At 31.1% G+C, this 20,981-nt stretch carries 23 protein-coding genes and 1 tRNA gene; 21 read left to right on the forward strand and 3 right to left on the reverse strand.

Going from position 1 to position 20,981, the window contains the following annotated elements:
• Nucleotides 1-33: 33 nt before the first annotated feature.
• On the reverse strand, nt 34-1,086 hold the full coding sequence (gene ytvI, locus ACREV6_RS00570) for a sporulation integral membrane protein YtvI (protein WP_431576103.1): 1,053 nt from the start codon (nt 1,084-1,086) through the stop codon (nt 34-36).
• A 9-nt stretch (nt 1,087-1,095) separates the two neighbouring features.
• On the reverse strand, nt 1,096-2,250 hold the full coding sequence (locus ACREV6_RS00575; RefSeq protein WP_431576104.1) for an aminotransferase class V-fold PLP-dependent enzyme: 1,155 nt from the start codon (nt 2,248-2,250) through the stop codon (nt 1,096-1,098).
• Nucleotides 2,251-2,659: 409 nt separating this feature from the next.
• Between ACREV6_RS00575 and yedF the strand changes: the two genes are divergently transcribed.
• The 21 genes from yedF (at nt 2,660) to ACREV6_RS00680 (ending at nt 20,009) form a co-directional block, all read left to right on the forward strand.
• The gene (gene yedF, locus ACREV6_RS00580) at nt 2,660-3,244 is read left to right on the forward strand and encodes a sulfurtransferase-like selenium metabolism protein YedF (protein WP_431576105.1); all 585 of its coding nucleotides are present in this window, start codon (nt 2,660-2,662) and stop codon (nt 3,242-3,244) included.
• Between the two features lie 18 nt (nt 3,245-3,262).
• A complete protein-coding gene (locus tag ACREV6_RS00585) occupies nt 3,263-3,514 on the forward strand; it encodes a putative Se/S carrier protein (RefSeq protein ID WP_431576106.1) in 252 nt (83 codons plus the stop codon).
• Nucleotides 3,515-3,526: 12 nt separating this feature from the next.
• Nucleotides 3,527-3,748, forward strand: coding sequence for a DUF951 domain-containing protein (locus ACREV6_RS00590; RefSeq protein ID WP_431576124.1), 222 nt, complete (start codon nt 3,527-3,529; stop codon nt 3,746-3,748).
• Nucleotides 3,749-3,844: 96 nt separating this feature from the next.
• Nucleotides 3,845-4,132, forward strand: coding sequence for a 30S ribosomal protein S6 (rpsF, locus tag ACREV6_RS00595; RefSeq protein WP_124998809.1), 288 nt, complete (start codon nt 3,845-3,847; stop codon nt 4,130-4,132).
• A gap of 11 nt (nt 4,133-4,143) precedes the next feature.
• Nucleotides 4,144-4,584 (forward strand): single-stranded DNA-binding protein, encoded by a 441-nt coding sequence (locus tag ACREV6_RS00600; protein WP_431576107.1) that lies wholly within the window; start codon nt 4,144-4,146, stop codon nt 4,582-4,584.
• Nucleotides 4,585-4,614: 30 nt separating this feature from the next.
• On the forward strand, nt 4,615-4,878 hold the full coding sequence (gene rpsR, locus ACREV6_RS00605) for a 30S ribosomal protein S18 (protein ID WP_372481131.1): 264 nt from the start codon (nt 4,615-4,617) through the stop codon (nt 4,876-4,878).
• A gap of 311 nt (nt 4,879-5,189) precedes the next feature.
• Complete coding sequence (locus tag ACREV6_RS00610) at nt 5,190-5,504, forward strand: MazG-like family protein (RefSeq protein WP_164957296.1); 315 nt, start codon at nt 5,190-5,192, stop codon at nt 5,502-5,504.
• 15 nt (nt 5,505-5,519) lie between these two features.
• The gene (locus tag ACREV6_RS00615) at nt 5,520-6,527 is read left to right on the forward strand and encodes a DUF2232 domain-containing protein (protein WP_431576108.1); all 1,008 of its coding nucleotides are present in this window, start codon (nt 5,520-5,522) and stop codon (nt 6,525-6,527) included.
• Between the two features lie 13 nt (nt 6,528-6,540).
• Nucleotides 6,541-8,532: a DHH family phosphoesterase gene (locus ACREV6_RS00620; protein ID WP_431576109.1), complete on the forward strand. Its 1,992-nt coding sequence runs from the start codon at nt 6,541-6,543 to the stop codon at nt 8,530-8,532.
• Nucleotides 8,532-8,975: a 50S ribosomal protein L9 gene (gene rplI, locus ACREV6_RS00625; protein WP_431576110.1), complete on the forward strand. Its 444-nt coding sequence runs from the start codon at nt 8,532-8,534 to the stop codon at nt 8,973-8,975. Before ACREV6_RS00620 ends, rplI begins: the two co-directional genes overlap by 1 nt.
• Nucleotides 8,976-9,070: 95 nt before the next feature.
• Complete coding sequence (gene lonC, locus ACREV6_RS00630; RefSeq protein WP_431576125.1) at nt 9,071-10,945, forward strand: Lon family ATP-dependent protease; 1,875 nt, start codon at nt 9,071-9,073, stop codon at nt 10,943-10,945.
• A gap of 115 nt (nt 10,946-11,060) precedes the next feature.
• On the forward strand, nt 11,061-12,392 hold the full coding sequence (locus tag ACREV6_RS00635; RefSeq protein WP_431576111.1) for a replicative DNA helicase: 1,332 nt from the start codon (nt 11,061-11,063) through the stop codon (nt 12,390-12,392).
• A gap of 316 nt (nt 12,393-12,708) precedes the next feature.
• Nucleotides 12,709-13,035, forward strand: a complete 327-nt coding sequence (locus ACREV6_RS00640) for a TM2 domain-containing protein (RefSeq protein WP_431576112.1) — start codon at nt 12,709-12,711, stop codon at nt 13,033-13,035.
• Nucleotides 13,036-13,060: 25 nt separating this feature from the next.
• Nucleotides 13,061-13,136 (forward strand) — tRNA-Thr (locus tag ACREV6_RS00645).
• A 196-nt stretch (nt 13,137-13,332) separates the two neighbouring features.
• Entirely contained in the window at nt 13,333-14,004 is a 672-nt protein-coding gene (locus ACREV6_RS00650; protein WP_431576113.1) for a phosphatase PAP2 family protein, read from the forward strand.
• Nucleotides 14,005-14,184: 180 nt separating this feature from the next.
• Nucleotides 14,185-15,147 carry a 3'-5' exoribonuclease YhaM family protein gene (locus ACREV6_RS00655; protein ID WP_431576114.1) on the forward strand — a complete coding sequence of 321 codons (963 nt, stop codon included), beginning with the start codon at nt 14,185-14,187 and terminating at the stop codon, nt 15,145-15,147.
• A gap of 26 nt (nt 15,148-15,173) precedes the next feature.
• Nucleotides 15,174-15,386, forward strand: coding sequence for a DUF3006 domain-containing protein (locus tag ACREV6_RS00660; RefSeq protein ID WP_431576115.1), 213 nt, complete (start codon nt 15,174-15,176; stop codon nt 15,384-15,386).
• A 204-nt stretch (nt 15,387-15,590) separates the two neighbouring features.
• The gene (locus tag ACREV6_RS00665; protein WP_431576116.1) at nt 15,591-17,003 is read left to right on the forward strand and encodes an NAD(P)/FAD-dependent oxidoreductase; all 1,413 of its coding nucleotides are present in this window, start codon (nt 15,591-15,593) and stop codon (nt 17,001-17,003) included.
• Nucleotides 17,004-17,145: 142 nt separating this feature from the next.
• A complete protein-coding gene (locus ACREV6_RS00670; protein WP_431576117.1) occupies nt 17,146-18,432 on the forward strand; it encodes an adenylosuccinate synthase in 1,287 nt (428 codons plus the stop codon).
• A gap of 258 nt (nt 18,433-18,690) precedes the next feature.
• A complete protein-coding gene (locus tag ACREV6_RS00675) occupies nt 18,691-18,873 on the forward strand; it encodes a DUF1858 domain-containing protein (protein ID WP_124998866.1) in 183 nt (60 codons plus the stop codon).
• Between the two features lie 230 nt (nt 18,874-19,103).
• Nucleotides 19,104-20,009: a pentapeptide repeat-containing protein gene (locus ACREV6_RS00680; protein ID WP_431576118.1), complete on the forward strand. Its 906-nt coding sequence runs from the start codon at nt 19,104-19,106 to the stop codon at nt 20,007-20,009.
• A gap of 91 nt (nt 20,010-20,100) precedes the next feature.
• On the opposite strand, the gene ACREV6_RS00685 is transcribed toward ACREV6_RS00680, so the two are convergent.
• Nucleotides 20,101-20,688, reverse strand: coding sequence for an ECF transporter S component (locus tag ACREV6_RS00685; protein WP_431576119.1), 588 nt, complete (start codon nt 20,686-20,688; stop codon nt 20,101-20,103).
• Between the last annotated feature and the right edge of the window lie 293 nt (nt 20,689-20,981).

Raw genomic sequence — 20,981 nt, forward strand, 5'->3', positions numbered from 1 at the left:
TTTGGATTTTATCCATGTAGGAGGTTTTTTATTCTATAAAACTTCAACTTTTTTCAATATATTGTAAAACACTACTAAAAACATACAGAAGAACATGCCAATAAGACCATTCGCCCTTAATCCTATAAATATAGCAGCAAGAACTGCAACAGGATTGATACCTAGTGATGATGACACTATTTTAGGTTCTATAATTTGTCTTACTATGGTGATGATTATATAAGATATTAGAAGACCTAAACCAGCTACATAATTACCAGATATAAAAAATATTATTATTAAAGGAATATATATAGCTCCTATACCGAAAATGGGAAGCAAATCAAAAATTCCACATAATATACTTAGAGTTACGGCATAATTAACTTTAAAAACTAAAAAAACAACTAATGTTTCTAAAAATGTTATGGTGATTATAAGTAAATAAGATAGTAAATAGTTTTTAAACATTTTTTTTGATTCATCAAATATATAATGTGCTCTATCTCCATTTTTACTAGGAATTAAATCAAATATTTTTTTGCTGGAAGATGACAAATCCTTTGTGAAAAAATAGGTGGTAAGTAAAGTAAATAATAAAACCATTAAAGTATAAGGGATAGTAGACATAAAACCTAGGGTTAAGGAAATTATTTTTGTTGACGCATCCATACTAATATTTATAGTTTTGGTTATGTAGTTAGAAATATTTGACTCAATATTACTAAGGATGCTGGGGTCTAAATTTTTATAATAATTTTGTAAATTACTAAAAAAATTTAGTATATCATTCTTGTTATTAGAGAAATAAGATTGGAGGTTTTTGCCAAGTTGTATTGTTTCTGAAGTTATAGTGGTTACAATTAAAGATAATAATATAACAATTATTGTGAAAAATATAGTAGTAGTAAATAGCGAAGCTATAGTGTTTTTAATTTTAAATTTTCTCATCAAAAATTTTGTTGGTATCTTAAGTAGTGATGCTAAAATAAGAGCTAATACAAAAGGGAGTGTATATCCTATAGTTCCAAAAAAAATAACAAAAACAAAGGTATATAAAACAAAGAACACAGTTAACTTATCAATTTTTTTTAGAATATTATCCATGTAGATGAATCACACCTTTCTAATAATAGAATTGAGGGAGTTAAGGGTATAATTAATGTCTTTTATATCGTTAAAAGGGCCAATGCCAAATCTTAGGGTGCCAGTTGGATATGTGCCAATGGTTTCATGAGCGAGCGGGGCACAATGAAGGCCAGTTCTTGTTGTAATTCCATATTCAGTATCTAGGATAAATCCTAATTCTGAATTGTCGATTTTTGTAGAATTTATAGAGATTGCAGCTGTTCTCTTAGAAATATCAGTGCAACCATAAATTTCAATGGAATTTATATTTAATAACCCATTTATAAAATTTTCACATAAATATTCTTCATGCTGACGAATGGAGTCTAAGCCACGGGTATTAATAAAATTAATACCTTCTAAAAGGCCAGCTACACCGGGGCCATTTAAGGTACCGCTTTCAAATTTATCAGGTAAAAAATCTGGCTGAATAATACTAGATGAAAGACTGCCAGTGCCACCTTCTATAAATGTAGTACACTGCTTATTTAAATTATCGTCAATTAAGAAGCCACCTATACCTTGAGGCCCTAATAAACTTTTATGGCCTGTAAAGGCTAGAGCATTACAATTTAATTTATAGAAATCTAAGGGTAACACTCCGGCAGTTTGAGCTGCATCTATAACAAAAAAAATACCTTTATCCTTGCATATTTTACCTATAGCTTCTAGTGGCTGAATTGTTCCAATAATGTTAGACGAATGAGAGAGAACTACTAGTTTTGTATTAGGTTTAAGTGAATTTATAAAATCCTCTATATTTAAGAGACCTTCTTTTGAACAAGGAATAATGTCGAGTTCTATAATGCCTTTTTGACAAAGCGCGTTTAGCGGTCTTAATGTTGCATTATGATCCATTGAGGAGGTTATTACATGCCAGCCTTGCTTGACAACGGATTTTATAAGAGTATTCAAGGAAGTCGTAATATTTGGTGTAAAAATTACATTTTCAACCTTATCAAAATGAAAAAAGTCCATTAATGCATATCTGCAATTTAAAATGACTTTATTTCCTACAAGGGAAGCGGTAGATGCACCTCTTCCTGGGTTTGTGCCTATGTTTGTTATATAATTCATCATTGAAGTATAAACTTCCGGTGGTTTAGGGAATGTAGTGGCTGCGTTATCTAAATATATTTTCATGGTTTCCTCCAATTTTACAAAATAAATTAATAGTATTACTACATTCTATAGAAGCTGTAGTATCTATTAATATTATCAATAGCAAGTTAAATTTTGTTTTGATATAATTAAAAGTATAAATAGTTTATACTAGTATTAGCTTAAGAACAAAATATAAACATTTTATAATATAAAAACTAGTGATTATTACATTAGAAGTACTTATTTGAAAATTAACATATAATACAATATTATAATCCAAAGTTCTGTAAATGTATATGGAATCAATAGTTTTAACGACATTTCTGAAGTAGTTAATATTTTAGCATCACAGGTGATGAAGAGATTCGAAAATAATGAGTTAAAAAAGAAAGGGGTGTGACAGTTATAGGTTAGTTTTCTAAGGGAATCAACTTATAACGGAAATAATATGAATAATATAATAGATTGTAAGGGGTTAAAATGTCCAATTCCAGTGGTTAAGACAAAAAAATATTTTGATTCAATTGAAAGTGGAGAAAGTACAATCATTGTAGATAATTTAGTTGCTAAAAACAATATAGTAAAACTAGCGGGCGGTAGTGGGTATAAGAGTACTGTAGAAGAAAAAGAAGAATTATATTTTATAAAAATAACTAAAGACAAATGTGAAGTAGTAAATGTGAAAGCAAATGAAAATAAGAAATTCACATTGTTAGTATCTACTGATAAATTAGGCCTAGGGGATGATGAACTGGGAGCTATACTAATGAAAAGCTACATATTTGCATTATCAGAGGCGGATGTAATACCTAATGATTTAATTTTTGTTAATGCAGGGGTAAAACTTACCGTAGAGGATTCTCCTATATTAGATAGCTTAAACAAATTAATTAACAGGGGAACCAATATATTAGTTTGTGGAGTTTGTCTTGATTTTTATAATATAAAGGATAAGCTTTCTGTAGGAGAAATATCTAACATGTACACTATTGTACAATTAATGAATAATGCAGACAATACTATCAAACTTTAAAGAATAGGGTGAAAAACATTGAATAAATATTATATAGTAACATTTCAAAATACACATGAAGCTATGAAAGCAGAAAGAGAAACTATAAATAGAAAAATAAAGGTAGTGGTTATTCCTACGCCTACCTATATAACCAAAAGTTGTGGGATTAGTTTAAAAATAGAAGAAGAAAACATTCAAAGTATAATTAAACTTATAAATTCAGAGAATATAAAAGTAAAAGAAATTTTTGCTCGGGATGGCGAAAGTGTAAAAGTTATGACAATGTAGAAGGTGGGATGCATAGTGAAGGTATTTAATTTAGGGGATATTGTTGAAATGAAAAAAACACACCCTTGTGGCAGCAAAAATTGGGAAATTGTAAGGTTAGGTGCAGATATAAAAATAAAATGTTTAGGTTGTGGGAGGCTAGTGATGCTTCCAAGAATTAAATTTGATTCTGGAGTAAAGAAAATTATAAAAGAAAATCTAATAGATAAAGAAAATGTAAATGAAAAAAAATAATTACTTGATATTTGTATAATTAAGTGATATAATTTATTCTTGTAATCCCTGCTGTGCAATGCGCAGCCGTTAGTCCGAGGGGAGGAGGTGAAATTAATGAGAAAGTATGAAACTATATTCATATTACATCCATCATTAGACGAAGAAGCTGTTAAAGCTAACGTTGAAAAATTTAAAGGTGTAATAGAAAATAATGGTGGAGTGATTGAAAATATTGATGCATGGGGTAAGAGAAAGTTAGCTTACGAGATACAAAAAGTTGGTGAAGGCCACTATACATTAATCAATTTCAATTCAAATCCTGAATTACCGAAAGAATTAGATAGAGTATTTAGAATTACTGACAGTGTTATAAGACATATCATAATAAATCCAGAAAAATAGGTGGTGCTTTTATGAATAAAGTTGTTTTAGTTGGTAGATTAACAAAAGATCCTGAGCTTAAATTTGCTCAAGGAACAGGAACAGCTGTAGCCACTTTTACTGTAGCCGTTAATAGAAGATTTAAGCGAGAAGGTCAACCAGAAGCAGATTTTGTACCGGTAGTTGTATTTGGCAAGACAGCGGAAGCTACTGCTAACTATATGAGTAAAGGTAAACTTATAAGCATTTCTGGAAACATTCAAACTAGAAATTATGAAGCTAAAGACGGTACTAGAAGATATGTTACTGAAGTGATTGCTGATGAAGTTGATTTCCTCGAATGGGGAGGCAATAAAGCATCAGAAACGAATACTAATCAAGGTGGCTATAATGGCGAATCAAATGCTAAATCTAACGATTTTGGCAGTGCTAGCGATATAACACCAATTGATGATGGAGACATCCCATTCTAATATTAGGTAAGGAGGAAAAAAATAATGGCTATGAACGAGCGTAAAAGAAGCAGTGGCGGAAGTGCTGCTGGTGGAAACAGAAAGAGAATGAAAAGAAAAGTTTGTGCTTTCTGTATGGATAAAGCAACTGCAATTGATTATAAAGATATAAACAAATTGCGAAAATATGTTACAGAAAGAGGAAAGATTCTTCCTAGAAGAATTTCTGGAAACTGTGCAAAACATCAAAGAATGCTTACTGTATCTATAAAAAGAGCAAGAAATATAGCATTACTACCATTTACTACTGAATAGTAAACTTTTACTAATAAATAGTAAATGACTGAAAGCAGCGCCTTACGGTAGCTGCTTTTATTTTTTTAAATAAAAACAAAGATTTAAGTGAATAATGGAAATATAAATTGTAAAATATATATGCTTGAGTGTGATTTGTAGTATACTTGTAGTTACAACCTATAAAATGTAAACACTGAAAACTATTAAATATTAGAGTACCTGTTGCAGATTACATATTCTTATATAAAAATAAACTTTAGTTGCATAATTTGAGAAAAATAACTAAAATAGAGTTATAAGCATAAGCCTACAGGAGGAGATGATATACTATGAAAAAAGATGATTTCAATATAATGTCTAATGTTAAGCTAATTGAAAGTTTGAAGGCTGAGCTACTATGTATAATAGGTGATTTCTTCAAATTACTAAGTAAAGGAAGCAATGTTGCTCAGGATGCCATACTAGATTGTATTTCAGGGGCAATAATACTTTTATATATATTAGGTGAAAGGCTAGGATATTCCAATGTAGCTGTAGATGAAAGTATGAAAAAGAAACTAAAGGTGGGAATAGTTGAAGGAGATAACATAGAAAAAGATGGAAAAGATCTAAGTAGGCTATATATACACATAAAAGGAAGATAAATGATGGAGGAAAAAATGAAGAATAGCGATTATAGTACAAAGGCAATGGTAGAGGCTTCACTTATATCTGTTATAATTTCACTAATAATGATTATAATCGGATACTTGCCATTTGTAGCATTTATAGGAACAGTAATATTACCAATTCCTGTAGCAATACTTTATATAAGGCATAACAGCAAAATAACATTCACTGCTATATTTTTAAGTATAATTTTGGCATCCTTAGTCTATAATCCAATAATAGCAGTACGTTCAGCCATAACTTGTGGTATTGTTGGTATTGCACTTGGTTATTGCATTAAGAAAAACAAAAAATCATCTGTAACATTAGTATTTTTAGGTATTGCTTCTGCAATATCTAATGTATTGACCGTAGCTTTTTCTTTGTTGTTTATAGAAAAAGTAGGGTTTATGAATTTTATTACAAATAAATTAGAGTTTATGAAACAATCGATGAAGGTTTCCTTGGAGCAATTAAAGACAATTTATCTACAAGCAGGAATAACTCCTAAACAGTTAAAGCTTTTAGATGAAAATTTTGAAATGATAAAAAAAATGGATGTTATGATGATTTTGGTAGTAATACCGGCATTTATTTTTATTTTCTCATTTATATCTGCTTATTTGAATTATATAGTGTCTAGAGCAATATTAAACAAGCTAAACTATAAAATGCAGGAAGTATTACCTTTTAGCAGAGTTTATGTGTCTAATATAGTAGGAGCGGTGCTTATAGGCATAGTATGTATAGGTATAATACTTTCATCAAAAAAGATAACAGGTGGGGATTATATACTAAATGCTTCTCAGCTTGTGGTGCAGTATGTATTTATTATTAATGGCCTGGCTGCAAGTATATATTTTCTAAGAGTTAAAAGAAATTTATCGAAGCTTGTAGTAGTAATAATTATAGGGTTAACAACACTTTCGTCTCTGGGTAATATTTACTTTTCAATAGGACTCATGGAAATGGCTTTTGATTTTAGAAGGCTTGATCCATATAGAATTAAAAGAAAATAATTGGGGGCGAATTATGGATAATAAATATAACTACTTCAATGTTAATAATAAAATATATATGGTGACCATGGCTCTATTTATATGTATAATATTTTATTATGGACATTTTGAAGTAGGGATACTTACACTAGGATTATACGCCATACTAGTAGTATACAATATTTACAACACAAAGATAAAAAAAAGTGAGTGGAAAAAATTTATTGAAAATTTTTCATCCAAACTGGATATAGCAACTACCAGTACTTTAGTAAAGCTTCCATTTCCTCTAATAATTATAGGGTATATGGGAAACATTTTGTGGTACAATCAAAGTGTAATCACAATGCTTGAAGGGGAAGATCTTTTTAATAAAAATATTAGAGATATAATTAAGGAACTGCCTTTAAAACAAGTTTTAGAGGGTAAGAAAAACATATTTCCAAATATTAAAATAAAAGATAATTTTTATGAAATTTACACTAATACTGTAGATACAAATGAAAATAAAAATGTTAAAGATAAGATTATGCTTTTATATTTTTATGATATAACGGAAAAAAATAATTTGATAAAAGGTATTAACGGTAATAGAGAAAGTGTTATGCTAGTAGAGGTTGATAATCTTGATGATGTTATTAAAACTACAGAAGAAGATAAGGCACCACTACTTGTAGCTGATATTGAGCGAACAATAAATAGCTATGGACAGAGTGTAAATGCTGTGGTAAAAAAATATACATCTAATAAATATGTTATTATAGTTCAAGATAAGTATATTGAAAAAGAAATAGAAAAGAAATTTGATATACTAGACAGTGTTCGCGAAATAAGTAATGGTAACAAACTAGCAGTTACTTTAAGTGTAGGCGTAGGAAGGGGAGAAGATACACCCCTAAAAAACTATGAATTTGCGGCTTCTGCCAAGGAACTTGCCTTAGGTCGTGGTGGTGATCAGGCAGTAGTAAAAAAAGGTGATAAATTATCCTTCTTTGGAGGAAAAACAAAAGAAGTTGAGAAAAGAACTAAGGTTCGTGCAAGAGTTATTGCTCACGCATTAATGGATTTAGTAAATGAGAGTGATGCAATTTTCATTATGGGACACAAAAACCCTGATGCTGATTGTTTAGGCGCGGCAATTGGTCTATATAGTATTATTAAAAGCACAAATAAGGAATGCTATATTATTCTCGAAGGAATAAGTACCGGTATAAAAAGTATGATGGATATATTAATGGTGGATGAGGAATATAAAAACACCTTTATAACAGTTGAAAAATATAAAAGTGTTAAAAAATCTAATAATTTGCTCATAATAGTAGATGTTCACAATGAAAGTTATGTGCTGAATTTGGAAATAGTTAAAGAAGTAGAAAAAGTAGTTATAATTGATCATCATAGAAAATCTCAAGATTTCATACAAGGGGCAGTGCTTAGCTATATGGAAACTTATGCATCATCTACTGCTGAACTAGTTACTGAGATGATTCAATACATGGTAGATAAGCCAAAGCTTAAACACATAGAAGCAGTGTGTCTTTTGGCGGGAATATGTATAGATACAAAAAATTTCTATTTTAAAACAGGAGTTAGGACATTTGAGGCCGCTGCGTTTTTAAGGCGCCATGGTGCAGATACTATGGACGTTAAAAAAATGTTTTCTGATGATTTAAATGTTTATTTAAAAAGAGCTGATATTATAAGATCAGCAAAAGTTGAGAATGAAATTGCCATAGCTGTTTGTTCTCAGGCAATAGAAGATACAGTCCTGGCTGCTCAAGCAGCGGATGAGCTTCTAAATATTACTGGCATTGAGGCATCATTTGTTATTATTAAAATAGGAGATGAAGTATTTGTTAGCGGAAGGTCTCTTGGAAAAATAAATGTACAGTTAATACTTGAGACATTAGGCGGGGGCGGACACATGACCATGGCTGGTACAAAATTTACTTCGCTTAAACTTGAAGAAGTAGTAGTGAAATTAAAAGAAGCTATAGATGAATACTTAAGGGAGGGTGAAAAATAATGAAAATTATATTATTAAAAGATATTAAAAGTGTAGGTAAAAAGGGAGATGTGATAAACGCCGCAGATGGATATGCAAGGAATTTTTTATTTCCTAGGAAATTGGCGGAGGAAGCTTCTGACTCAAATATGCACATGTTAAATAAAAAGAATGAAACTGAAAGAAAAAAGAAAACTGCTGAAATAGAGGAAGCACAGAAAACAGCTAATGAACTTAAAGATAAAGTTGTAAAAATAATTGGTAAAGCAGGAGAAAACGGAAAACTTTTTGGAGCAATTACAAATAAAGATATAGCAACAGCATTAAATAAACAATATAATTTAGATGTTGATAAAAAGAAAATAGTAACAGATACAATAAAATTATTAGGAACTTATGAAGTAGAGGTTAAAGTATACCCAGAAATATCTACTAAGATAAAAGTTCTTGTTTGTGAGGAATAATTATATAAAAGAAGGGAGGAAACGCTTTAGTAAATAAATTGATAGTGTTATCTATTTAAAGCGGATTGAGCTTGAAGACATTACTTGTTAATAAGATGGGAGAACCCATTGTAAAAGATACCTTACCACTAGATACACAAATTGACGTTTTATATGAAATAATGAGAAACGTAATAGATGAGAGTAGTATAAAGGCTAAAACTATAAAATTCAAACTCCAAAAGTATATAAAAAGCGAAGATATATATAAAAGATTGTATGCATTAAATAAAATTATCAGCAATGGTAAGGGCATAGATATAGTACCCAACCAGAAAAATATTCACGAGGTGTTAGACAACACTAATGACTTTCTTACTGAAGAAATAGCTAAAAGATATGTGCAAAATAAGATTGAAGCTGAAGTAGAGAAAAATCTAATGGAAAAACAGGACAAATATATTGATGAGGTAAGACTTAGCATAATTAAAAAACAAAAAGGTCCTGAAAATGCTAAAACCCTTAAAAAATACGCAGATTTAGAATTACTTGATAGCAGAAAACTCACGAAAAATATACAAGCTATGTTAAGACCGGATAGTTTTAGTGAGATAGTTGGTCAAGAAAGAGCTATAAAATCACTGCTATCTAAAATGGCATCACCATATCCTCAACATATTATCCTTTATGGACCTCCTGGAGTGGGTAAGACCACTGCAGCAAGGCTTGCTCTTGAAGAAGCTAAAAAGCTAAGTTACACTATTTATGATAAAGAGGCTAAATTTATAGAGGTCGATGGAACAACACTAAGATGGGATCCACGAGAAATAACAAATCCTCTACTCGGATCTGTTCACGACCCAATATATCAGGGAAGTAAAAGAGATCTAGCTGAAGTTGGCATTCCAGAACCCAAAACAGGTCTTGTTACGGAGGCTCATGGAGGAATATTATTTATCGATGAAATAGGAGAACTTGATAATATACTTCAAAACAAACTTCTTAAAGTGTTAGAAGATAAAAGAGTTGAGTTTTCATCATCTTATTATGATCCTGAAGATGAAAACACACCTAAATATATAAAATATTTATTTGATAAAGGTGCTCCAGCAGATTTTGTTTTAATAGGAGCTACAACCCGCGAACCATCAGAAATAAACCCGGCGCTAAGGTCCAGATGTACTGAAGTTTATTTTGAACCATTAACTGCGAAAGATATTGAAACTATAGTAGTAAATGCTGCCCATAAATTAAAAGTTGAAGTTGCAGATGGGGTTGCAGAGACTATTAGTAGATACACTATTGAGGGAAGAAAAGCTGTAAATATTTTAGCCGATGCTTATGGATATGTATTGCATAATAGAGAATCGGTAAAGACTTCTAAAATTAAAATTGAGCTTAAGGATCTTTTAGATGTTATATCTATAAGTAGATTAACACCTTATGAGGAATTAGATACTGAGGTTAAATTTGAAGTTGGCCATATATATGGACTTGGAGTATCAGGGTACATAGGGTCAACTATAGAAATAGAAACATCTGTATTTGAAGCTAAAGAAAAAGGTAAAGGTCAAGTAAGGTTTAATGATACTGCGGGAAGTATGGCTAAGGACTCAGTGTTTAATGCTGCGTCAGTAATAAGAAAGACCACCAATAAAGATATTAAGGATTATGACATACATGTAAATATAGTAGGCGGAGGTAAAATAGATGGACCATCGGCCGGAGCCGCTATAACTGTATGTATAATTAGTTCACTTTTAGATAAACCTTTAAGGCAGGATATTGCTGTAACTGGGGAGATATCCCTTCGTGGTATTATAAAACCAGTAGGTGGTATATTTGAAAAAATTTATGGTGCAAGAAGAAAAGGGATTAAGTTAGTTATGATTCCCAGTGATAATGAAAAAGAAGTACCTATTGATCTTGTGGATATTGAAACAAAGGCTGTATCAACTATTGAGGAACTAATGAAAATAGTCTTCGCATAAAAATACAATTAACTATAATTAATGGCCCTGTTAAATAAGCACTATGGAAGATGCTTACCATCTTCCATAGTGAAATTTTAGCAGGGCATAAACATTACTTTAGGAGAGATGAAAAATGGATACACCTCTTAGAAGTTTGCCTTATAACTTAGAAGCAGAACAATCAGTAATTGGATCAATGCTTATAGATAAAACCGCCATATCAAGGGTAGTGGAGATTTTAAATGGTGATGATTTTTACAGAGATTCTCATAAGGTTATATTCAACGCTATTTTTGATTTATATCAAAAGGATACACCTATTGATATGATTACATTACTTGAGCATTTACGTTCTTCTGAAAAGTTAGAATCTTCAGGGGGAATTACTTATATTACAGAGATAAGTAACTCAATACCCTCTACCGCTAATTTAAGTTCTTACATAAAAATAGTAGATGACAAATCTATTTTAAGGAAACTTATTAGAGCTTCTACGGAAATCATGGAAAATTGTTATAACAAACAAGATGATGTGGAAGCAGTAATGGACCTTGCAGAACAAAAAGTCTTTAATATAGCAGAGAGAAAAAATTCAAGTGATTTTGAACCAATGAATACGGTGCTTGAGAGAGGCTTTTTAGAAATAGAAAGAATCTTTAACAATAAAGGGGAAACAACAGGAATATCTAGTGGGTTCCCAGAACTCGATGAGAAAACCGCTGGATTTCAAAAGGGAGATATGATTCTTATTGCTGCGAGACCTTCTATGGGTAAAACTACCTTTGCACTAAACTTAGCTGAGTATGCAGCCCTTAGGGGAGGAAAAAGCGTAGCCATATTTTCACTGGAAATGTCAAAGGAACAGCTTTCATATAAATTACTTTGTTCAGAAGCGAATGTTGACATGTCAAAGCTTAGACATGGTAGTTTAGAAGATAGGGATTGGGAAAACATAGCGAAAGCCTCCGGTCCCCTAGCTGCGGCTAAAATATTTATTGATGATACAGCTGGAACATCTGTTATGGATATGCGTTCAAAATGTAGAAAACTAAAAATGGAGCACGGTATAGACATGATAGTTATAGATTATCTTCAACTTATGTCTGGTAGCAATACAGAAAGTAGACAACAAGAAGTATCAGAAATATCAAGATCTATTAAAGCACTTGCAAAAGAGATGGAGTGTCCAGTTATTGCACTATCACAGCTGTCACGTGCCCCAGAGCAGAGAGCTGACCATAGGCCTATGCTATCTGACCTTAGAGAATCAGGATCTATTGAGCAGGATGCTGACGTTGTTATGTTCTTATATAGAGATGAGTATTATGATGCTGAAACGGAAGATAAAAATATAGCAGAGTGTATAATAGCAAAACAAAGGAATGGTCCTGTAGGTACAGTAAGACTTGCATGGATAGGTCAATTCAGTAAATTTGCGAGGCTTGATGTAATTCATAGAGATTAAGCAATAATCTTATGTAAATTGAAAATTTTTCTTAGAGGATGCTATAACTAAAAGTATATGTCACTAGAGCTTGCTCAAACGCATTTTACGCAACATATACTTTTGTTCGCATCCTCTAAGAAAAAAAGTTCATTTGGAAAATTAATATTATTTTTTTTATGATATAAAAAAAGATATATATTGCTAGAAATGCATCGGTGGCGATAGGTAATTCAAAATTATTGGTAAATAGATAAATGTTATACATATAGTAAAATGTTGTAACATATGATAAAATGTCAATATGATATTAAAATAATGTGAAAAGGGTGATTTTATGTTCTGTCATAATTGTGGAGCTCAAAATGATGATGGATCTAATTTTTGTAAAACCTGTGGTATCAATTTATTAATTCAACAAAGTAAGACTGAAGTAAGGACTATTAGTGACAAAAACTGGTTAGTTGCATTATTGCTGTGTTTTTTTCTTGGAGCAATTGGTATGCATAGATTTTATGTAGGGAAAACCGGTACCGGAATTTTAATGATTTTAACTTGTGGTGGTTTTGGAATATGGATATTAGTTGATCTAATTTCAATTGCTACTAATTCATTTACTGATATGAATGGGTTACATTTAAATAAAAATATGTATAACTACTAAAGGGGTTTAAATCCTCTTTAGATATGCTGAAATAGCTCAGTTGGTAGAGTAACGCACTCGTAACGCGTAGGTCGAGGGTTCGATCCCCTTTTTCAGCTCCAAATTTTTAGAATAGAAAAAAAGCTATTTATATATGAATATTTCATATATAAATAGCTTTTTTTATGTGAAATTAAAAAAACATGAATATTAATACTTATACTGCAGAAAATGTATCTATACTAAAATTTAAATTCGAGTTAAAAGTTTAAGAACATTTTGTGATGTTGGCTAAGGTTAAAGTAGAAAGGAGACTTTATGAAAAAGTTTAAGGAAAACTTAATTGCATTGTGCTTTATGATATCTATTGTGGTTTGTATTGTTTTTTACAAACTCTTAAATAATGGAGAGGGAAATATAAATAGTTTAGTAACAAATGTAGATGCGACAATACCATTTCTTAAAATATTTATACTGCCCTATATAACGTGGTATGGTTATATAGCTATAGGCTTAATATATTTATGTATGAAAAATCGTAAAAACTATTATATTTCTCTCATTAGTTTAAATATTGGCATCGCGGTATGCTACATTATCTATGCTGTTTTTCAAACTACAGTACCTAGACCAATAGTTACTGATTTAGATATATTATCTAAATTAGTAACTATGATATATAAATATGATAATCCATTTAACTGTTTTCCAAGTATGCATGTAACAACAACTTATATTCTAATGAAAGGCATTAATAATACTGAAAACAATATAATTATAAGTTTTATTTTTAATGTAATAGGGATACTTATAATTATATCTACCCAATTTGTTAAGCAACATGTGGTACTAGATTTGGTATTTGCTATGCTATTAAGTGAAGTAATATTTAGAGTTATAAATAATGTTAAAAAAGAATACATTGCTACAATGAAAAGCAGACTATCTTCAATTTGGATTATAAAAAGAAAATTAAAAAATCCTTCTTAAGTGAAGGATTTTTTAATTTATAGGAAAGTATAATAATATTGGATGAAAAACAATATTGATGTATAATTAAAGGGTACATTTAAGTTGCGTAATTTATTTAATAGATATAGAAATATTAAGCACTTGTATCAGCATAATGTATTATATATAATAAGTTCAATACAATATAAGGAGATAAATATGGAAATTAAAAAGATAAGTGAAATAAAAAAAGGTGATCGAGTTGAAGGTTTTTTTGTTATAAAATCTGTAGATAGCAAAGTTTCAAATAATAGTAATACAAATAAATATTTGGATTTTAATTTAGGTGATGCTACAGGGGATATAAATGCAAAGTTATGGGAATGTAATGAAGAATTAGAAAATACATTCAAACAAAATATTTTAGTAAAAATAAAAGGTACTGTAAATGAGTGGAGGGGAAAACTTCAGTTAAAAATAGAAATGATAAGGCTGGCAGAGGATAGAGATGAAGTTAAAATTGGTGATTATGTTGCAGTGGCACCATATCCACCAGAAAAAATGTATGATGATATTTTAAATTATCTATCTAAAATTAAAAATACAGATATTCAAAATATAGTTACAAATATTTTAAGTGATAATGAAGAAAAGATAATGCATTATCCGGCAGCTAAGTCTAATCATCATGCTATAAGAGCGGGACTTTTATATCATACAACCACTATGCTTAAGGCAGGGGAAAAATTAAGTGAGATTTATACTTTTCTAAATACGGATTTACTATATGCAGGTATAATACTTCATGATATTGGTAAAATATATGAAATGAATGCTAGTGAGCTTGGGATTGTATCTGAGTATACAATAGAAGGCCAACTTATAGGACATATAGTTCAAGGAATTAAAATGATAGAAACAGCAAGTATCCAGGTTAAAGCAGACAAAGAGGTATCTATGTTATTACAACATATGGTGCTAGCTCATCATTATGAAGCGGAATATGGAAGTCCTAAAAAACCTATGATACCGGAAGCTGAGATGTTACATCATTTAGATATAATGGATGCAAGAATGTATGATATGAATAAGGCATTAACTGATACAGAGCAAGGTAAATTTTCAGAAAGAATATGGTCCTTAGATAATATAAGTATTTATAAGAGCTTTATAAATAAATAAGAAATGTTTAGGTAAAGGTGATAAAAATGAAGGGAATAATAGATAGATTTGAGGGCGACTATGCAGTAGTAGAGCTGCAGGGCGGAAAAACAATTAATATAGATAAAAGAAAATTGCCAATAGAAGTCCAGGAAGGTACGGTTATAGAGATATCAGAAAGTATAACTATTGATAATGAAGAAACTATGAGAAGAAAAAAAGAAATAGAAAAATTAACAGAGGGTTTATGGGAAGAGTAACATAGATTTGCCTTGAAATATACGAACTATTATTAAAAATAAATTATTAATATTCGCATTTTATATTGACTAGGACATCTGGCTCTGATACTATTAAGTGGGTAAAGAAACACTTATAATTGTTATTTGCCCGAAATTAATACAGTAGAGATAACAATTAATAGTTGTTATCTGCCCACAGAAACATGCAAGGGGGTATGTGAAATGAAAAAAAATTACGATGTAGTTATTGTAGGAGCCGGGCCCGCGGGAATATTTACGGCACTAGAAATTACAAATAAAAAACCTGAACTTAGTGTACTTATAGTTGATAAGGGAAGAAGCATAGAGAAAAGAAAATGTCCGGCGAGAGAAAATGGCAAATGCGTTAAATGTAATCCTTGTGGGATAACATTTGGATGGTCAGGTGCTGGAGCATTTTCAGATGGTAAGCTTTCTTTAAGCCCAGAGGTGGGTGGAAGACTTCTTGAATATTATTCTGAAGATGAATCAAAAAAATTAATAAAATATTGTGATGATATTTATATAAAATTTGGAGCAAATGAAAAGGTATATGGACTCAATAGTGATAAGGTTGATGAAATTAAATACGAAGCAAGTAAACATAATATTCGTCTTGTTGAATGTCCAGTAAGGCATTTAGGAACAGAACTTGCCTATGAAGTTTTGAAATCTATGTACCATCATTTAATGGATAATACAAATACAGAATTTATAGAACTTAGTGAAGTGGAAGAAATATTAATAGAAGATAATAAAGCCACTGGGATATTATTAAAGAATAAAGACGGTGTGGTTAAGGTTGATGCAAAATATGTTGTAGCAGCACCAGGTAGAGGTGGGGCGGAATGGATCTCAAATGAAGCCAAAAAACATAACATTATGGTTACTAATAATGCAGTAGATATTGGACTTCGAGTAGAGGTACCTAATTCTGTTATGGATCATTTAACTAAGGATTTATATGAAGCAAAATTAGTATATTATTCTGATACATTTGACAGTAAGGTTAGAACCTTTTGTATGAACCCAGGTGGAGTAGTGTCGGCAGAATATTATGATGATAATAAGATTGCAGTTGTAAATGGTCATAGCTATTCAGACCAAAAGCTAAGAACAACTAATACAAATTTTGCAATGCTTGTATCTACTACTTTTACTGAGCCTTTTGATCAACCTATTGATTATGGGAAATATATAGCTCAGCTAGGTAATATGTTAACTGGTGGAGGCATAATGGTTCAAAGACTGGGAGATTTACTAAAAGGAAGAAGAACCGATTATGACAGATTGGCTAAATCAACTACTGTGCCTACTTTAAAATCAGCAGTACCAGGAGATTTAAGTTTTGTATTGCCACAAAGGCACTTAACTTCTATAGTAGAAGCATTAAAGGCTTTTGATAAGATAGCACCAGGTTTATATAGTAAAAATACACTACTTTATGGAGTAGAAGTAAAGTTTTACTCAAGTAAGATTAGTACAAATGATAAATTTGAAACATCTATTAGCAATTTGTACACCATAGGTGATGGAGCAGGAATAACTAGGGGACTAATGCAAGCATCTACAACCGGTGTAGTTGTAGCTAGAGACATATCTAAAAAGGAAGACTAATAGTATTTAAACTAAATAATTGGTTATATCAATATTAAAAGTGTATAATTTAAAGGGTATGTAAACATATGAGACAATAGAATTTCTTAAATACATTAATTGTGAAATTTTATTGCGAAATGAAAGAAAGCGAGGAATTTATATGTCAGCATTTATTATTTTAGGGGCCCAATGGGGAGACGAAGGTAAAGGTAAGATGACGGATTATCTTGCTGAGGGAGCTGACGTAGTTGTCAGATTCCAAGGCGGAAATAATGCAGGTCACACTGTAGTCGTAGGAGAAAAAGAATATAAGCTTCACTTAATACCATCAGGGATATTATATAAAGATAAATTGAATGTAATAGGTAATGGCGTGGTTGTAGACCCAGAAGCCCTATTTATAGAAATGGACTATTTAGAAGCGCTAGGCGAGAACATAACTCCAGAAAGATTAATGATTAGTGATAGATCACAGGTTATAATGCCATACCATAAAGAGCTAGATAATCTATATGAAATAGCTAGAGGTAAAAATGATATAGGAACTACAAAAAAAGGTATAGGCCCTTGTTACACTGACAAGTTTGAAAGAAGTGGAATTAGAGTTTGTGACTTAATGAAAAAAGATGTTTTCAAAGAAAAACTTAAAACTAGTTTATCAATGAAGAATGACATAATAACAAAAGTTTTGGGTGGAAAAGCGCTAGATTTTGATACAATATACACACAATACTTAGAGTATGCAGAAAGAATGAGACCTTTTGTAAAAGATATATCAGTAAAAGTTTTTGATGCAATAAAATCAGGTAAAAATGTTTTATTTGAAGGAGCACAAGGAACTCTACTTGATATAGATTATGGTTCATATCCTTTTGTAACTTCTTCTAACACTATTGCAGGAGGAGTTTGCGTCGGAGCTGGAATAGGACCTACTATGATAACAAATGCTGTAGGAATAGCGAAAGCTTATACTACAAGAGTAGGAAAAGGACCATTTCCAACAGAGCTTGAGAATGAAGTGGGAGAATGGATTCGTGAAAAAGGATTTGAATTTGGTGTAACAACAGGTAGAGCAAGAAGATGTGGATGGCTTGACCTAGTTATACTAAAAACTGCAGCAAGAATTTCAGGACTTACTAGCTTTGCTGTAACTAAAATAGATACTTTAGCAGGACTTGAAAAAATTAAAATTTGTGTAGGTTATGAATTCGAAGGAAGCGTTATAGATTACTTCCCAGCAAGTCTTGAGGATTTAGCTAAATGCGTTCCAGTATATGAAGAGTTTGAGGGTTGGGACGAAAGTATAGCGGATGCAAGAAGTTATGATGAACTTCCAGAAAATGCGAAAATATATATAAAGAGAATTGAAGAATTTACAGGAGTTAAAGTTTCAATAGTATCAGTGGGACCAAAAAGAGATCAAACAATGGTATTAACTGAAATATAGAACATAGACATACCTATTGTAAAGATTATCTTTGCAATAGGTATGTCTTATATATTATAGGGAATTATAAGTATTGTGGAGATAGTTTTAAGGTATACAAGTATATACTAAAGATTAAAAAAGTGCGTACTTGTAAAATAGAAGCATATATAATAAAATGAGAATGATAATTAAAGTTAAATAAATATTTTTATTTATTTGCTAGTTAAACTCTGATATAATTGTTTAAAATTAAAAAAAAGCGAGGTAGATACTATGATAATAACTAAGGATATGACAATAGGTGAAGTTGTAAGACAAAAACCAGAATCAGTTGAAGTACTAATGGGATTTGGAATGGGTTGCGTAGGATGTCCTTCAGCACAAGCTGAAACAATAGAAGAAGCAGCAATGGTTCATGGTCTTGATTTAGAAGCATTAATGGCTAAATTAAACGCATAAAAAAATTAAGACACTTAGCAAAACGCTAAGTGTCTTTTTTTCTTAGATTATGCTTTAACGAAAAGTATATGTTGCTAGCATAATCTAAGAAAAAATACATAAGTTTTAAATGATTATTATTTTCTGGTTATTTTGACATGAAAATTCTTTATAAGTTGAATAATATGGTGCCTATGGTATAATTTAAATATAAAAATTATTTGTATTTTTCGAATATGAGGTGAGTAAATATGATATATCCAAGTGGAAATAAGAGTGATAAAGAATTATCTGAAACTCATAAAGCGTCAGTGTGTTTCCTCGACAGGAGTATTCACAATTTGAGAGTTGACTGTGGAAAATGTTTCGGGTTATGCTGTGTTGCATTGTACTTTTCTGCTTCGGAAGGATTCCCAACCAACAAAGAAGCAGGTAAACCTTGCCTAAATCTACAATTAGACTTCAGTTGCTCTGCTCACAAAAATCTAAGGAAGCAGGGGCTTAAAGGTTGCACTGCTTATGACTGCTTCGGTGCAGGGCAAAAGGTCGCTCAAGTTACCTACGGTGGACACGATTGGCGACAAGTCCCAGAATCTGCGAAGCAAATGTTTGAGGTGTTCTTGATTATGAGACAACTTCATGAAATGCTATGGTATCTAACAGAAGCACTTACACTACAACCAAGCGGTTCCATTCAAAATGAGCTGAGTTCCATACTTAACGAGACGGAAAGACTTACACATCTTAGCGCAGATGTCCTCATAGAACTGGATGTGACAGCACACAGATCCAGTGTTAATGCGTTACTTCTACATATCAGCGAACTAGTACGAATTAAAGCCCGTGGTGGCCAGAAGACTACTTCAAGGCGTAAGAATGCTAATGCTGGAGGACTAGATTTTATTGGAAAAGACCTTAGAAAAACTAATCTTAGAGGTGCAGACTTGAGAGGCGCATGCCTTATTGCGGCAGACCTTAGAGGAGTGGACTTGAGTGGGGCAGACCTCATTGGGGCTGATATGCGAGATACTGATATTAGTGGAACTAACTTAATGAATAGTATCTTTATTACACAATCCCAGATTAACACGGCTAAGGGCGATTCGAATACAAAATTACCGACGGCACTAGTCCGGCCAGTGTATTGGTCAAAATAATTAACTGTCTAACAAAAATAAAGAAATATATATTTAATCAATATTTAGAACAAACTAAGACACTTAGCAAATGCTAAGTGTCTTAGTTTGTTTATTTTTTTATCTTTTTAATTGATAGTATGACTGGTATGGTAATTATAGTAGCTATTATAGCTTCTGGAACACCATTTATGATTCCTATACCATAAATAGTATTGGCAGCTATAGAGGGGTCTATGCCTTTAGAAACAGCAAATTTAGCTGCATATAAAATATATATCATAGTAAGAACACCAAAGGTGTTAGTTAAAGAACCAATAACAGTAGCTAGACCAATTTTTAGGCTATCTTTTTTAATAAAATTTAGGTTATAAACGTAGTAAGAAGTAAGACCAATAAGAACTCGTGGTAATACTGATACTAACGGATTTATAAAAGCAAAAGATAGTATATTGGGAGCCATAATGTTTTGCATAATGCTAAAAATTCCAAATATTAATCCAATAGTCATTCCAACTATAGGTCCACCTATTATGGAACCTATAATAACAGGGATATGCATAATAGTAGCTTTTGCACCAGGCAGTGGAATAAAACCATATCCAGTTAATCCAAGTACGATGCAAATAGCTGACAGCATACCGATAGTTGTAAGTTGATTTGTTTTTATCCTTCTCTTTTGAATAGAATTATTAATCATGTTTTACCTCCGCTCTTATACCATAAGGATATAAGTCGATTAATGGATAATCCTTATATATAGTTCAGTTTCATAATGAATACCGACAACAGTATTTTATCACTTTTTTTATAAAAATTACATAGATAATAAAAATTTATAATAACATATCTCGTTACCATTTTAGTTTTAAAATTTCCTAACTTTGTAGTAGAATAGGAGGTATGTGATTAAACTAATAAATGTTTATTAGTTTGACATTATTTTAACACAAACAAACTTGAAATACATAAAAACAACGATTATTCCGTGAA

This window comes from Clostridium sp. (genome assembly GCF_050717515.1).
GTDB lineage: Bacteria > Bacillota > Clostridia > Clostridiales > Clostridiaceae > Clostridium_AD.